The following is a 14,892-nucleotide window of genomic DNA, read 5'->3' on the forward strand; positions in this document are numbered from 1 at the left end:
AAGGCCTTGCAGGCTGCCGTTTGTCCCCGGATTTGCCCAAACGGACGTGTCGTTTTCACATCCGAATATCGATCCTAATGGTTAATCATCGCTTATTGAAGCCAAAATGCGGTAAGACCATGGCGATATCCCGTCAAAAATTGTCCGCAAGGTTTCTTGGTAAACCGCTGGTTTAGATCAGGATTCCGGCTTGGGCCGAACACAATCTGTTACCGCCGGCCTCAATGCGTGAACAATACCCCGTCGAGCGCCGCCATTATCCGGCGACGGCGCTCTGTCGAACCATATAATAACGAGGGAAACTGGTGCCTGCCTTGCGGCTCAGGAAGCAAGCCTGTCGACGCGGCCGGTTTCCGGGTCGATGCCATATTCCTTGAGCTTGCGGTAAAGCGTCGAGCGACCGATGCCGAGCCGGCGGGCGACCTCGCTCATCTGGCCATTGTAGTGATCGATGGCGAGCTTGATCATTTCGAGCTCGACATCGGCCAGCGCACGCACATTGCCGCGCTCGTCGAGCGCCCGCAGCGTGCCGAAGCGGGCCTGGACCCCGGCCGGCAGCACAGCCGCCGGAGCGGTCTCGTCGGGCACGACGTCCTCGTCGCGCGGCTCCAGCGACGGCGGCGGCGCAACGCTGCTTGCTTCCAACGTGTCGTCCGCGTCGAGATTGACGGTGCCTTCCACCTGCGCGCGGATCTGCGGGAAGTCATCGGCGGTCAACACATCGCCTTCGCACAGCACCGAGGCGCGGAAGACGGCGTTTTCGAGCTGCCGGATGTTGCCGGGCCAGTCATAAGCCTGCAGCACCGCAAGTGCTGCCGCCGAAATGCCTTTCAGCCGGTGGCGCGGGTCGGCCGGCGCCACCTTCTCCATGAAATGCGTGACCAGATGAGGAATGTCGTCGCGGCGGTCGCGCAAAGGCGGCACGAAGATCGGGTAGACGTTCAGCCGGTAGAACAGATCCTCGCGGAATTTGCCGTCCTTGACCTGTTGCAGGAGGTTGCGGTGCGTCGCCGAAATCAGCCGGATGTCGACCTTGACGGTCGAGCGGCCGCCGACCGGATCGACCTCGCCTTCCTGGACGGCGCGCAGCAGCTTGACCTGGACGTCGAGCGGCAGGTCGCCGATCTCGTCGAGGAACAGCGTGCCGGAATGCGCCTCGACGAATTTGCCGGTGTGCCTGTCGGTGGCGCCGGTGAATGAGCCTTTCTCATGGCCGAACAGGATGGATTCCACCAGATTGTCGGGAATGGCGCCGCAATTGACGGTGACGAAGGGTTTCGAGCGGCGGTCGCCGCTGCCCTGGATGGCACGCGCCACCAGTTCCTTGCCGACGCCCGACTCGCCCTCGATCAGGATCGGGATGTGAGAGGCCGCCGCTTTCTGGCCGAGACGTATCACCCGGTCCATGGCCGGACTATGGGTGATCATGTCCCTGAAGGTCAGCAGCCCGCCGCGTTTGCGCGACGTGCGCTTGACCTCGCCCTCCACCGCCTCGACCTTGAGCGCATTGGAGATCGAGGCCTGCAGCCTGTCGGGCGAAGCCGGCTTGACGACGAAATCGAAAGCGCCGTGGCGCATCGCCGAAACCACGGTCTCGATGCCGCCCTGCGCGGTCTGCACGATGACCGGCACGCTGATGTCGCGCTCGCGCATCGCCTTCAGCACGCCGATGCCGTCGAGACCGGGCATGACCAGGTCGAGGATCACGACCGAGACATCGCGGGCGCCAGGCCCGTCGAGAACTTCGAGGCCGGCGGTACCGCCATCCACAACGATCGCGGTATGGCCGAACCGCGTCACCGCGGCCTCGAGCAGCCGGCGCTGCACGGGATCGTCATCGACTATGAGTATGGAACCTGTCATGACTGTCTTGCTTCGCCCGCGCCCGAAAACCCCATGGATCATCTTGGCACAGGGTTCTAAATAAGGTTTCAAAAAACCCGGTGAACGAATTCCTTAGGATTTGACCGGCTTCTCCATTCCCGTTGAGTCCGGCTCCGTGATTGCGGCCACGTGATTCAACTCAGGCCATTTGATTCAAAGAAGGTATCTCGATGCGCATGATGTTTGATCGGCGGATTGCAGCGCCAGCGTCCGGTCAGGGCGCTGCCGGGCTTGGCGATCTGCCGGAATGGAACCTCGCCGACCTTTATGCCGGCATGGACGCGCCGGAACTGAAGCGTGACATTGCCAAGGCGGCGGCCGACGCCGTCGCATTCGAGGCCCGCTGGAAAGGCACGCTCGCCGCCGAGGCCGGGCGCGGAACTACCGGCAGGCTGGGCGAGGCACTGGCCGCATACGAGGCGCTCGAGGAACTGATCGGCCGCATCGTCTCCTATGCCGGCCTCGTCTATGCCGGCAATACCGCCGATCCGCAGCGCGCCAAGCTCTATGGCGACATCCAGGAGAAGATGACCGACGCCAGCGCGCATCTGTTGTTCTTCGCGCTCGAGCTGAACCTGATCGACGATGCGGCGATCGAGGGCGCGCTGGCCGCCGATCCCGCCTTCGGGCATTACCGCCCGTGGGTGCTCGATCTCAGAATGGACAAGCCCTATCAGCTCGAGGACCGTGTCGAGCAGCTTTTCCACGAGAAATCGATAACCGGGCGCGGCGCCTGGAACCGCCTGTTCGACGAGACGATGACCGATCTTCGCTTCGATATCGACGGCGAGGAACTGACGCTGGAGCCGGCCCTCAATCGCTTGCAGGATGCCGACGGCGAGGTCCGCCGCCGCGCCTCGGAGGCGTTGGCCGCGACCTTCCGCAAGAACCTGCGCACCTTTACGCTGATCACCAACACGCTTGCCAAGGACAAGGAAATTTCGGACCGCTGGCGCGGCTTCGAGGACATTGCCGATTCACGCCACCTCGCCAACCGCGTCGAACGCGGCGTGGTCGATGCGCTCGCCACCGCCGTGCGCGAGGCCTATCCGCGCCTGTCGCACCGCTATTATGCGATGAAGGCGCGCTGGCTCGGCATGGAGGTGATGAACCACTGGGACCGCAACGCGCCCTTGCCGGAGACGCCGCAGGCGGTGATCGGCTGGGATGAGGCCAGGAACACGGTTCTGTCGGCCTATCACCGCTTCTCGCCCGAGATGGCCGAGATCGCGCGCACCTTCTTCGACCGCAACTGGATCGACGCGCCGGTGCGTCCGGGCAAGTCGCCGGGCGCCTTCGCACATCCGACCGTACCCTCGGCTCACCCCTATGTGCTGCTCAACTACATGGGCAAGCCGCGCGACGTGATGACGCTGGCGCATGAACTCGGGCATGGCGTGCATCAGGTGCTGGCCGCCGGCCAGGGCGCGCTGATGGCCTCGACGCCGCTGACGCTGGCGGAGACGGCATCCGTCTTTGGCGAGATGCTGACCTTCCGCTCGCTGCTCGAGCGGACCACCGACCGGCGCGAGCGCAAGGCCATGCTCGCCCAGAAGGTCGAGGACATGATCAACACCGTGGTGCGCCAGATCGCCTTCTATGAATTCGAGCGCAAGGTGCATGCCGAGCGCCGCAACGGCGAATTGACATCCGACAGGCTGGGCGAGTTCTGGCTGGAGGTGCAGGCCGAAAGCCTCGGACCGGCGATCAAGTTGCGCGAGGGCTACGAGGTGTTCTGGACCTACATTCCGCACTTCATCCACTCGCCCTTCTACGTCTATGCCTATGCGTTCGGCGACTGCCTGGTGAACTCGCTCTATGCCGTCTACCAGAATGCCGAACGCGGCTTTCAGGACAAATATTTCGAGATGCTGCGTGCCGGCGGCACCAAGCATCATTCGCAGCTTCTGGCGCCCTTCGGCCTCGACGCCACCGATCCGGCCTTCTGGCAGATCGGGCTCGGCGTCATCGGCGGTCTGATTGACGAACTGGAAACGCTCGACGATTGAGACGCCTCTCGCCCGGCAAGAACAGTTTAGCCGGAATGCATGTTCGGGCCGCACTTTTCTTGCCCTAAATATTTGTTCTTGAAGAACTCTACATCGACGTTTTCCCATAGCTTTCCGCAAGCTCTATGGTAGCTTTCCGTTTAAGCTCAGCCGGAGCGCATGCGGATCGGCGAGGGAAATCTCAGCCGGCCGTGGCGATCAGGCGAACGCGACAACGGCCGTTGGCCATGGGCAGGCAAAGCCGATCGCCGACAGCTTGACCGAAGCCGGCTGTTCCGCGAACCGCGGAACCATCACCGAGTAGTCCTGCGCCGAAGGCCATGACCCACGGCAGACGGATCTGACTGGAGAGAGACAATGGGCACTTTTTTCTACGTGGTCCTGGCGTTGTTGGTAGGCGTGTTGGTCGGCTGGTTCATCTGGGGGCGCCTGCGCGGTGAGCTCGACAGTCTTCGCGGCGACCTCGATCGCACCCGCAGCGAGCGCGACAAGCTGCGCGCCGACAGCGACCGCCTGACCGGCGAACTCAGTGCATGCGGCAAGAGCCGCTCCGACCTCGAGCGTCAGCTGCGCGAGGCCCAGGCCTCGTCGGGCACCGGCGGAGCAAAGGCGTCAAGTCAGCCACCGGCAGCCCTGATGTCGACGCCAGCCGTTGCAAAATCCGGTGCGGCGGCAGCCAAGCCAGCCGCCGCGAAGGCGGCCCCGGCAAAGGCAGCACCGAAGCCCGCGGCCGCCAAACTCGCAACTGCTTCGGCACCGGCAGCCATGGCTTCGCAGAGCAAGGCTCCGGCGACCAAGGCTCCGGCGAAGACTTCGACCGTGCCCAAGGCAGCACCCGCTGCAAAGAAGACCGCACCGGCAGCGGCCAAGCCGGCGTCGGGCAAGCCCGACAATCTGCGCCGGTTGATCGGCATCGGCCCAGTCAACGAAAAGCTGCTCAAGGCGCAAGGCGTGACCACATACGCCCAGATCGCCGGCTGGACACCAGCCGACATCAAGCGGATCGAGGAGGTGATGAACTTCGACGGCCGCATCGCGCGCGAACGCTGGATCGAGCAGGCCAAGCTGCTCGCCGCTGGCAACGAGGCCGAATTCGCCAAGCAGTTTCCGACGGCCGGAACCGCCAGCAATACCTGAACGACGGATACAGAGGCCATGCGACCGGCGGCGCCAAGGGCGCCGCCGCTTTCTTTTGTCGGCAAGGTTCGATCCGGCAAAGGTCGGCTTTGAGGGACAGGGTGCCGTTCCCTCGATTGCGCGCGCCCGGCCCCCTATATAGAGCGATCGTCAGCTCCATCGATCCCGGTTCCCATGTCCCTGCCCGCAGCAATTTTCCGCAACGACGAAAGCGCGCGCCAGCTCGTTTTCAAGCGGCCGGCCGATGTCATCGTTGCGCATGAGCCCAAAGACTTCCCGGCGGCGTTGCAAGCGGCGCAGGCCGCGCACGATGCCGGCAAATGGCTGGCCGGCTATTTCTCCTACGAGGCCGGTTACCTGCTCGAACCGAAACTCGTTCCCTTGCTGCCGGGCCGGCGCCGGGCCCCGCTGGTCTGCCTCGGGGTCTTCGATGCTCCTGATGAAGAAGCGGTGCCGCCGCCAGGGACGCCGACCAACGGCCCGATCTTCGACGCAAGGGCAACGTGGTCGTTCGAGGACTACGAGAAGCGGTTCTCGCGGTTGCATCGGCACATCAGGCAAGGCGATTGCTACCAGGGCAACCTGACCTTTCCGGTGCACGCGCAATGGTCCGGCGATCCGCTCGCCGCCTTCGACGCGCTGACCGAACGCCAGCCCGTGAAATATGGCGCCGTGATCGCGCTGGGCGACCCGATCGTCCTGTCGCGCTCGCCCGAACTGTTCTTCGAGATCGATGCGGCGGGGATGATCGAGACGCATCCGATGAAGGGTACCGCACCGCGCGGCGCAACCGGGGACGAGGACGAGCGGCAGAAGAATTTCCTGCGCAATGACGAGAAGAACCAGGCCGAGAACCGGATGATCGTCGACCTCCTGCGCAACGACATATCGCTGATCAGCGAGGTCGGCACGCTGGAGGTGCCGGAACTGTTCCGCATCGAGACCTACCCGACCGTGCACCAGATGGTGAGCGACGTCAGGGCCAAGCTGCTGCCCGGCCTCTCGATACGACAGGTGTTCGCGGCGCTGTTTCCCTGCGGCTCGATCACCGGCGCGCCGAAGATCCGCGCCATGGAGATCCTGCACGATCTGGAGGCCACGCCGCGCGATGTCTATTGCGGCGCCATTGGCTGGATCGCGCCCGGCGGCACGATGCGCTTTTCCGTGGCGATCCGCACCATCTCGCTCTTTGCCAGCGGCGAGGCCGTCTACAATGTCGGCGGCGGCATCGTCTTCGATTCGGTCGCGGAAGAGGAGTACCAGGAGTGTCTGCTCAAAGCCCGTTTCGCGACGGGGAAACCGCCGGTTTCGAGCTGATCGAGACCATGCGCTGGGAGCCCGCCTCGGGCTTCCTGCGCCTCGATCGCCATCTTGCCCGCCTTTACGGCTCGGCGGCGGAACTGGGCTTCAGCTATGATCCGCAAAGGGTTGGCGAGGCCCTGAGCGACGCGGTCGATCGATCGCCCGTCGCCATGCGCACGCGGCTCGCCCTGTCGCGCAATGGCCAGGCCAACGCCTCGGCGCAGCCCTATGAACCGCTTGCCGCCGACAAGGTGTGGGCACTGCGGCTGGCGCGGACGAGGCTCGATTCGAGCAACATGCTGCTGCGCCACAAGACCAGCCGGCGGCAGCCCTACACCCATGCCCGCTCCGAATACCTCGTCACCCAGGCCGATGAGGTGCTGCTGGCCAATGAGCGCGGCGAGATCTGCGAAGGCACGATCACCAATGTCTTCGCCGATTTCGGCGACGGCGTGCTGGCAACGCCCCGGCTCGATTGCGGCCTGCTGCCTGGCGTACTGCGCGGCGCGCTTCTGGATGAAGGCCGCGCCAGTGAAGCGATCTACAGCTTGAATGACCTGAAATCCGCCAAGGCGCTGTTCGTCGGCAATTCGCTGCGCGGGCTGATCCCGGCCAAACTAATCTGAAGTCAAACTGATCTGAGGCATGACGTCCCTACCCGCCCACACGCCGTATGACGGCTCGTCGAAACTCTTCACCATCGGGCTGAAGCCGCTCGACCCCGCGAACTGGATCGAGGTAGACGGCCATTTGCTGCCCTACCTCGCTAAAAAGCGCCGGCTCTATGCCGAAATCCCTGAACGCGTCTTCGTCGAGCAGGACGGTACGCGTGACGCCCAGCAGGAAGTGCTCGAACTGCTCGGCGCTTACCTGCCGGAAAGATTTCCCGACACCCACCGGCGCAGCGATGCGGGCGTTGCGGTCGTGGGTGCGACGAGCCGTCCCACGATCCCCTCCAGCCTCGCCGGCGCCCCCCTCGTCGCGGCCTCGCTGCTGGTCCAGGAGGACCTGATCCTCATGCGGCGGGGCGAAGACGGCTGGCGGCTCGCCGCGGGTTCGCTGTGCTTTCCCTCGTCCTGGTCGCTTGTCGAAAAATTCGGCAAGCCGCTGCAGCAGATCCACGAGCCGGTGCCGGGCTTCGGCCCAGGCACAAGGCCGGCCGATCTGATCAACCGGATGTTCGATGGCCTGCAGGGCCAGGCCGTCGAACGTTACAATTGGTCGATCCAATCAGGCGATGCACTCTACCATCCGCTGTCCAACATCGAGCGCATCGACCGCGCCACCAGCCGGCCGACGCGTTTCCCCGACGGTGACGTGAAGACGCACGCCTTCATCCGGGTCGAGCGCCAGACGCTGCGCAAACTGCCCGCCTCACGCGACATCCTGTTCACCATCCGCATCCATCTCGACCCGCTCGCCGTGCTGGCGCGGCACCCGGACCGGGCGACGCTGGCAGCGTCCTTTGCCGCGCAGCTCGAAGCACTCGATGTCGCCCAGCTCGACTACAAGGGCCTGACATCGGATCGCGATCGGCTGATCGCCGTCCTTAACCAAATGGCCAAGGACGCGTAGTCGCTGGTTGGCGCTTTTCGCTGGTTTGTGACAATGATCTGTGATGTAGCGCATGGCCGTTGGGTGAAAATGCCGGGCTTTTGCACGCAGTTGCCCAGCTTTTGAACGCAGTTGCCCGGCTTTTGGACGTAGTTGAAGGAGTGCTCGATAAAATGGCGAACGAAAACTGGCCCGTTTACGGTGAGATCACCGGCCCCGTGGTGATGATCGGCTTCGGCTCGATCGGACGCGGAACGTTGCCGCTCATCGAGCGCCATTTCAAGTTCGACAAGTCGCGCATGACAGTCCTCGACCCGCGCGATACCGATCGCAAGCTGCTCGACGAGCGCGGCATCGCCTTCGTCCAGGAAGCGGTGACCGAGAAGAACTACAAGAAGCTTTTGACGCCGCTTCTGACCAATGGCGGTGGCCAGGGCTTCTGCGTCAACCTGTCGGTCGATACCGGCTCGGTGGACCTGATGCGGCTCTGCCGCAAGCTCGGCGTGCTCTATATCGACACCGTCGTCGAGCCTTGGCTTGGCTTCTATTTCGACGCCAAGGCCGACAACGCCAGCCGCACCAACTATGCGTTGCGCGAGGCGCTGATCAAGGAAAAGCACGACAAGCCGGGCGGCGCCACTGCGATATCCACCTGCGGTGCTAATCCCGGCATGGTGTCGTGGTTCGTCAAGCAGGCGCTGGTCAACCTCGCCACCGATCTTGGCATGGAATTCTCCGAGCCATCGCAGGACGACCGCGAGGGCTGGGCCAAGCTGATGAAGAAGGCCGGCGTCAAGGGCATCCACATCGCCGAGCGCGACACCCAGCGGACCAAGAAGCCCAAGCCGATGGATGTGTTCTGGAACACCTGGTCGGTCGAGGGCTTCATCTCCGAGGGGTTGCAGCCAGCCGAGCTCGGCTGGGGCACGCATGAGACCTGGATGCCCAAGAACGGCAAGAAGCACAAGCATGGTTCAAAGGCCGCGATCTACCTGGAGCAGCCCGGCGCCAACACCCGCGTACGCTCCTGGTGCCCGACGCCGGGACCGCAATATGGCCTGCTGGTAACCCACAACGAGGCGATCTCGATCGCCGATTTCTTCACCGTGCGCTCCAAGAAGGGCAAGGTTCAATACCGCCCGACCTGCCACTACGCCTACCATCCCTGCAACGATGCGATGCTGTCGCTGGACGAGATGTTCGGTGCCGCCGGCAAGCCGCAGCCGGTGCACCACGTGCTCGACGAGAACGAACTGGTCGACGGTGTCGACGAACTCGGCGTCCTGCTCTACGGCCATGACAAGAATGCCTACTGGTACGGTTCGCAGCTGTCACTCGCCGAAGCGCGCAAGCTGGCCCCCTACCAGAACGCCACTGGCATGCAGGTCACCTCGGCTGTCCTGGCCGGCATGGTCTGGGCACTGGAGAATCCCGCCGCCGGCATCGTCGAGGCCGACGAGATGGATTACAAACGCTGCCTGGACGTGCAGTCGCCCTATCTCGGACCGGTCAAGGGCTATTATACCGACTGGACGCCGCTCGACAGACGCCCGGGTCTCTTCCCGGAGGACCTCGACCGCAGCGACCCGTGGCAATTCCGCAACATCCTCGTCCGATAGCACCACCCGGACCATGCTCCATTGCCTTGCAATCGCCCGGAAATCGGGCGATTGAAGGGAGGCGGCCTGGGGTGGCGATGTGCGTCCGTTGAACGCTTAAAGCATACCCCGGCACTTTGGACGTTCGCGTCAATTCCCAGAAATCGGCCCGATTTCTGGGACGACGCGTTTGGAGAGGATTTCATATGATGATTGCGCGCAAAGTTCTTTCGACGGGCCTGGCGGGCGCCCTTGCCTCGATGCTTGCTGCCTGTGCCACCAGCGGCCCAGATACGCCGCCCATGGCCGCCGCCCCGAAAGGGGTCGAAGGTTCCTGGATCGATGCCAAGGGCACCGGCCTGTCGACCTTCACCGGCGGCACCTTCACGACCGTCGCCACCGACACGGGACAGAAGCTTGCCGATGGCAGCTACACGATGACCGGCGCCACGTCGGTGCAGATCAACGGCACCTCGCTGATCCGCCAAACCCCGGTAAGCTTCAATTGCCTGATGGTGTCGACCAGCCAGCTCAACTGCACCAGCTCCGCCGGCCAGAATTTCGTGCTGACGCGGCGCACCTGAACTCGGCGAACATTCCAGTCACAAAGAACGACGGCGGCCCCTCGGCCGCCGTTTTTTTGTGCCGGCAAATACCCCAGGTTTCGCGCCTGGAGATACCGCCGCATTTCCGCTTGCGTCGGCCCGAACGCGATGGGAACATGATCGAAAGGCTGGCTGTAATACCCAGTCAAACAAGGCGCCAGACGCCTCTGATCAGCCTACCGGGAGACGAAGATGAAGAAGCTTGCCGCCATTGCCGCCCTTTCCGCTTCGACGCTTGGCCTGTCGGCCGGCGCATCCTTTGCCGACTACACACTGAACATCCTGCACATTAATGACTGGCACAGCCGCATCGAAGGCAACAACAAATACGAATCGACCTGCTCGGCCGAGGAGGAGACCAAGGGCGAATGCATCGGCGGCGCCGGCCGGCTGATCACCGCCATTGCCCAGGAACGCAAGAAGCTGGAAGGCCAGAACGTGTTGCTGCTCAGCGCCGGCGACAATTTCCAGGGTTCGCTGTTCTACACGACATACAAGGGCAAGGTAGAAGGCGAGTTCCTCAATGACATGAAGTTCGACGCCATGGCACTCGGCAACCATGAATTCGACGACGGCGAGGCGGCGCTGGCGCCGTTCCTCGACATGATCAAGTTCCCGGTGCTCGGCGCCAACGTCAAGGCCAACGCGCAGTCCAAGCTCGGCGACCGCGTCAAGTCGTCTGTTGTCGTCCAGGTCGGTGGACAGAAGATCGGCATCATCGGCGCCGTCACCAACGACACGCCCGAACTCGCCTCTCCCGGCCCCAACATCAAAATCGAGGACGACGTCAAGTCGATCACGGCCGAGATCGAGAAACTCAAGGGAGAAGGCGTCGACAAGATCATCGCCGTGACCCATATCGGCTACAACAGGGAGCGCGACGTCATCGCCAAGATCCCTGGCATCGACATCGTGGTCGGCGGCCACAGCCACACGCTTCTGTCCAATACCGATCCGAAGGCGGCTGGCCCCTACCCGACCATGGTCGACAACCCCGGCGGCTACAAGGTGCCGGTGGTGCAGGCGGCGTCCTATTCGAAATACCTCGGCGAGTTCAAGGTGGTGTTCGACGACAACGGCGTCGTCAAATCGGCAAGCGGCGACCCGATCTATCTCGACAAATCGATCACGCCGGACCCGGCCGTGCTCGCCCGCATCAAGGAGCTTGGCGCGCCGATCGAGGCCTTGAAGAACAAGGAAGTGGCCGAGACCACCGATGTCATCGACGGCAGCCGCGAAAGCTGCCGCGCCAAGGAATGCGCGATGGGCAATCTCGTCTCCGACGCCATCCTCGACCGCGTCAAGGGACAGGGTGTCGAGATCGTCATTTCCAACGGAGGCGGCCTGCGCGCTTCCATCGATAAGGGCACCGTCACCATGGGCGAGGTGCTGACCGTGCTGCCGTTTCAGAACACGCTGGCGACCTTCCAGATTTCCGGCAAGGACCTAGTCGCAGGCCTCGAAGGCGGGCTTAGCCAGATCGAGGACGGCGCCGGCCGCTTCCCGCAGGTGGCGGGCCTCAAATATTCCTTCGACAGATCGGTCGCATCCAATGCCGGCCGCGTCAAGTCGGTGGAGGTGATGGAAAATGGCGCCTGGACGCCGATAAATCCGACCAAGGACTATTTGGTCGCCACCAACAACTATGTCCGCCAGGGCGGCGACGGCTACAAGGTCTTCGCCGAAAAGGCCAAGAACGCTTATGACTACGGCCCTGGCCTCGAACAGGTCGTGGCCGACTATCTCGGCGCGCACCGGCCCTATACGCCGAAGCTCGACGGCCGCATCACCGAGATCGCCGCGACGACAGCGGCAGCTCCCGCCGCCGAACCAGCAAAGCCGGCGGAGACCGCACCGGCAGCGCCGGCACCGGCCGAGGCTGCCAAACCGGCTGCACCGGCAATGCCGGAATTGCCTGCCAACTCAGGCGATATCGCCAACACGCCGCCAGCCATATCGACGGAAAACGCGCCTGCACCACCGGCCCCGCCGGCACCTGCCGAACCGGCGAAGCCTGCCGAGACCACTCCCGCGCCGGCCACTCCTGCGCCTGCGACGCCCGCGCCCGCCGAGCCGGCAAAGCCCGCTGAAGCCACACCAGCCACCGGCAATCATGTCGTCGTGACCGGCGATACCTACTGGGATCTGGCGAAGAAGGCCTATGGCGATGCGACCAAGTGGAAGCTCATCTATGAGGCGAACAAGGGCCAAAGGCCGCATCGGCTTATGCCGGGCGCGACACTGACCATCCCGGCGAAGTAATTTCGTCCAGCTCCGCCACATCGCCCGCCCGGGGAACCGGGCGGGGTTTATATCTCCATGGCCTGATACATGTCGCCCGGAGGTGTCCTCGGTTATCAGAAGCTTACGGCAGGTCGGGCGAATCCTATCCGCCGCGACATGCTGCAAGGTGCGGCCAGACGCGGCATTGAAAGCTCCTGCAGGATCGTTAGGTTCACGTCTCGGAGACCCATATGCCGCTTTCCACTATTGTCGATCCCAAAGCCGCGAAAGCCCCTGGCCCACGACCGGTCGGGCATCCGCCCGTCAAGACCGGCAAGATAGGGGTCATGCTGGTCAACCTTGGAACACCCGACGGCACCGAGTTCAGGCCGATGTGGCGTTATCTCAGGGAGTTCCTGTCTGATCCACGCGTTATCGAACTCAACAAGGCGATCTGGTATCCCATCCTCTATGGACTGGTGCTGACCACGCGACCGAAGAAGTCGGGCGCCAACTACGCCAGGATCTGGAACCGGGAGAAGAACGAGTCGCCTTTGCGAACCTATACCCGCGCACAAGGTGAAAAACTGGCCGAGGCGTTACGCGATCTGCCCAACGTGGTCGTCGACTGGGCGATGCGCTACGGCAACCCTTCGACGTCGAGCGTCGCCGAAAGGCTGGTCGCACAAGGCTGCGATCGCATCCTGAGCTTTCCACTCTATCCGCAATATTCGGCGACGACGACCGCCACCGCAAACGACCAGCTGTTTCGCGCCTTGATGAAGATGCGGGCGGCACCTGCCGTCCGCAGCGTGCCGCCCTATTATGATGGGCCAGTCTACATCGAGGCGCTGGCCAGTTCGATCGAACGGCACCTGGCGACCCTGGATTTCCAGCCCGAGGTGGTCATCGCCTCCTATCACGGCATTCCAAAACCCTATTTTGAGAAGGGCGATCCCTATCATTGCCATTGCCTGAAGACGACGCGGCTGCTGCGCGACAGGCTCGGCTGGGACGAAAGAAAACTGATCACCACGTTCCAATCACGCTTCGGGGCGCAAGAATGGCTGCAGCCCTACACCGACAAGACTGTGGAGAAACTGGCCAAGGACGGCGTCAAGTCGATCGCCATCGTCAATCCGGGGTTTTCAGTCGACTGCATCGAGACGCTGGATGAGATTGGCCGCGAAGCGGCCGAGACCTTCCACCATGGCGGCGGCAAGAACTTCGCCCACATACCATGCCTGAATGACAGCCCTGAAGGCATGGCGGTGATCGAAGCGATGGTACGGCGCGAGCTGTCAGGCTGGGCTTGATGCCGGAACAACACCAGCTCCGGAGCGTTGAGCAGCGCCTCCGGAGAACCCAATGCTCCGCAAACTTGACCTCAGCACTGGCCGGCCCGTCTGGTCCGCCTATCGGGCGCCCGCGGTACCGACTGGCAGTCTGACCCGGGACGTCAAGACCGATGTGCTTATCGTCGGCATGGGCATCAGCGGCGCCATGATGGCCGAGGCGCTGACAGCCGGCGCTCACGCCGTGATCTGCATCGACCGGCGTGGGCCGCTGAAAGGATCGACGGCGGCAACAACCGCGCTTGTGCAATTCGAGATCGACCAGCCGCTTTCAACGCTCTCGAGGATGATCGGCAAGGGCCAGGCACGGCAGGCCTGGCGACGCTCCCGGCTAGCCGTTTCCAACCTTGCCGCCCGCATCGCCGAACTCGGCATCAACTGCGGCATAAGCCGCACCCAATCGCTTTATCTGGCTGGCACCGTGCTCGGCCCATCGGAACTCCGGGACGAAGCCGAGGCGCGGCAGATGGCCGGCATCGGCGCGACCTATCTTACATCGGCGCCATTGGCCGGAGCATTCGGCATCGATCGGGGTGGCGCCATCCTGAGCCATGGCAACATCGCGCTCGACCCTCGCAAGCTGACGGCAGGGCTGCTGCTCAAGGCGCTGGAGCGCAAGGCACGTTTATACGCTCCCGTCGAAGCGACGGCGATCGAGGACAGCGCCGATGAGGTGGTGGTGGCAACCACGGACGGCCCCACCATCACGGCACGGCATGTTGTCCTGGCTACCGGTTACGAGCTGATCGACATCGTGCCGGCGGCCGCTCACCGGGTCATCTCGACATGGGCGATTGCGACATGTCCGCAACCACGGAAGCTCTGGCCGGGCGCGGCGTTCATCTGGGAGGCGTCGGATCCCTACCTCTATGTCAGGGCAACCGCCGATGGCCGGGTCATCTGCGGCGGCGAGGACGAGGAATTCCTTGACGAGACGCGGCGCGATAAGCTGATAGCCGACAAAAGCGCCCGCATTGCCGCAAAACTCGACCTGATGTTTCCGCACCTCGACACCCGGCCCGACTTTGCCTGGACCGGCTCCTTCGGCACCACGACCACTGGCCTCCCCTACATCGGCGCCATTCCCAGGCACCCGCGCATCCATGCCGTGATGGGTTATGGCGGCAACGGCATTACCTTCTCGCGCATCGCCGCCGAGATCATCTCTGCTTCGATCGGCGGGCTTGAAGACACGGATGCAAGCCTGTTTGCCTTCAACCGCTGA

11 protein-coding genes are annotated in these 14,892 nt (G+C 63.5%); 10 read left to right on the forward strand and 1 reads right to left on the reverse strand.

Translation table 11 applies throughout. The annotated features are described in order from the left end of the window. Positions 1–321: 321 nt before the first annotated feature. Positions 322–1,863: a sigma-54 dependent transcriptional regulator gene (locus FJ936_RS06340; RefSeq protein WP_140619396.1), complete on the reverse strand. Its 1,542-nt coding sequence runs from the start codon at positions 1,861–1,863 to the stop codon at positions 322–324. A 191-nt stretch (positions 1,864–2,054) separates the two neighbouring features. On the opposite strand from FJ936_RS06340, the gene FJ936_RS06345 reads away from it, so the two are divergent. The 10 genes from FJ936_RS06345 to FJ936_RS06390 all read left to right on the forward strand — a co-directional run bounded on the left by FJ936_RS06345 (position 2,055) and on the right by FJ936_RS06390 (position 14,892). Continuing rightward, entirely contained in the window at positions 2,055–3,893 is a 1,839-nt protein-coding gene (locus FJ936_RS06345; protein ID WP_181173961.1) for a M3 family oligoendopeptidase, read from the forward strand. 357 nt (positions 3,894–4,250) lie between these two features. After that, a complete protein-coding gene (locus FJ936_RS06350; RefSeq protein ID WP_140789040.1) occupies positions 4,251–5,030 on the forward strand; it encodes a proton-conducting membrane transporter in 780 nt (259 codons plus the stop codon). A 174-nt stretch (positions 5,031–5,204) separates the two neighbouring features. Further along, entirely contained in the window at positions 5,205–6,347 is a 1,143-nt protein-coding gene (locus tag FJ936_RS06355) for an aminodeoxychorismate synthase component I (protein ID WP_140789038.1), read from the forward strand. After that, a complete protein-coding gene (locus FJ936_RS06360; RefSeq protein WP_140789036.1) occupies positions 6,296–6,958 on the forward strand; it encodes an aminotransferase class IV family protein in 663 nt (220 codons plus the stop codon). Before FJ936_RS06355 ends, FJ936_RS06360 begins: the two co-directional genes overlap by 52 nt. A gap of 19 nt (positions 6,959–6,977) precedes the next feature. After that, entirely contained in the window at positions 6,978–7,907 is a 930-nt protein-coding gene (locus tag FJ936_RS06365) for a DUF3445 domain-containing protein (protein WP_140789034.1), read from the forward strand. Between the two features lie 152 nt (positions 7,908–8,059). Next, the gene (locus FJ936_RS06370) at positions 8,060–9,505 is read left to right on the forward strand and encodes a homospermidine synthase (RefSeq protein WP_140661790.1); all 1,446 of its coding nucleotides are present in this window, start codon (positions 8,060–8,062) and stop codon (positions 9,503–9,505) included. 185 nt (positions 9,506–9,690) lie between these two features. Next, positions 9,691–10,068, forward strand: a complete 378-nt coding sequence (locus FJ936_RS06375) for a hypothetical protein (protein ID WP_140661789.1) — start codon at positions 9,691–9,693, stop codon at positions 10,066–10,068. Between the two features lie 213 nt (positions 10,069–10,281). Then, positions 10,282–12,351, forward strand: coding sequence for a bifunctional UDP-sugar hydrolase/5'-nucleotidase (locus FJ936_RS06380; RefSeq protein ID WP_140789032.1), 2,070 nt, complete (start codon positions 10,282–10,284; stop codon positions 12,349–12,351). A gap of 212 nt (positions 12,352–12,563) precedes the next feature. After that, entirely contained in the window at positions 12,564–13,628 is a 1,065-nt protein-coding gene (gene hemH, locus FJ936_RS06385) for a ferrochelatase (protein ID WP_140789030.1), read from the forward strand. 52 nt (positions 13,629–13,680) lie between these two features. After that, a complete protein-coding gene (locus FJ936_RS06390) occupies positions 13,681–14,892 on the forward strand; it encodes an FAD-binding oxidoreductase (RefSeq protein WP_015315844.1) in 1,212 nt (403 codons plus the stop codon).

The sequence above is a fragment of the Mesorhizobium sp. B2-4-13 genome (assembly GCF_006658535.1).
Lineage (GTDB): Bacteria > Pseudomonadota > Alphaproteobacteria > Rhizobiales > Rhizobiaceae > Mesorhizobium > Mesorhizobium australicum.

Coding starts and splice junctions, on each gene's coding strand:
- FJ936_RS06340 (WP_140619396.1), bottom strand. CDS start 1,863: ATGACAGGTTCCATACTCATAGTCGATGACGATCCCGTGCAGCGCCGG.
- FJ936_RS06345 (WP_181173961.1), top strand. CDS start 2,055: ATGCGCATGATGTTTGATCGGCGGATTGCAGCGCCAGCGTCCGGTCAG.
- FJ936_RS06350 (WP_140789040.1), top strand. CDS start 4,251: ATGGGCACTTTTTTCTACGTGGTCCTGGCGTTGTTGGTAGGCGTGTTG.
- FJ936_RS06355 (WP_140789038.1), top strand. CDS start 5,205: ATGTCCCTGCCCGCAGCAATTTTCCGCAACGACGAAAGCGCGCGCCAG.
- FJ936_RS06365 (WP_140789034.1), top strand. CDS start 6,978: ATGACGTCCCTACCCGCCCACACGCCGTATGACGGCTCGTCGAAACTC.
- FJ936_RS06370 (WP_140661790.1), top strand. CDS start 8,060: ATGGCGAACGAAAACTGGCCCGTTTACGGTGAGATCACCGGCCCCGTG.
- FJ936_RS06375 (WP_140661789.1), top strand. CDS start 9,691: ATGATGATTGCGCGCAAAGTTCTTTCGACGGGCCTGGCGGGCGCCCTT.
- FJ936_RS06380 (WP_140789032.1), top strand. CDS start 10,282: ATGAAGAAGCTTGCCGCCATTGCCGCCCTTTCCGCTTCGACGCTTGGC.
- hemH (WP_140789030.1), top strand. CDS start 12,564: ATGCCGCTTTCCACTATTGTCGATCCCAAAGCCGCGAAAGCCCCTGGC.
- FJ936_RS06390 (WP_015315844.1), top strand. CDS start 13,681: ATGCTCCGCAAACTTGACCTCAGCACTGGCCGGCCCGTCTGGTCCGCC.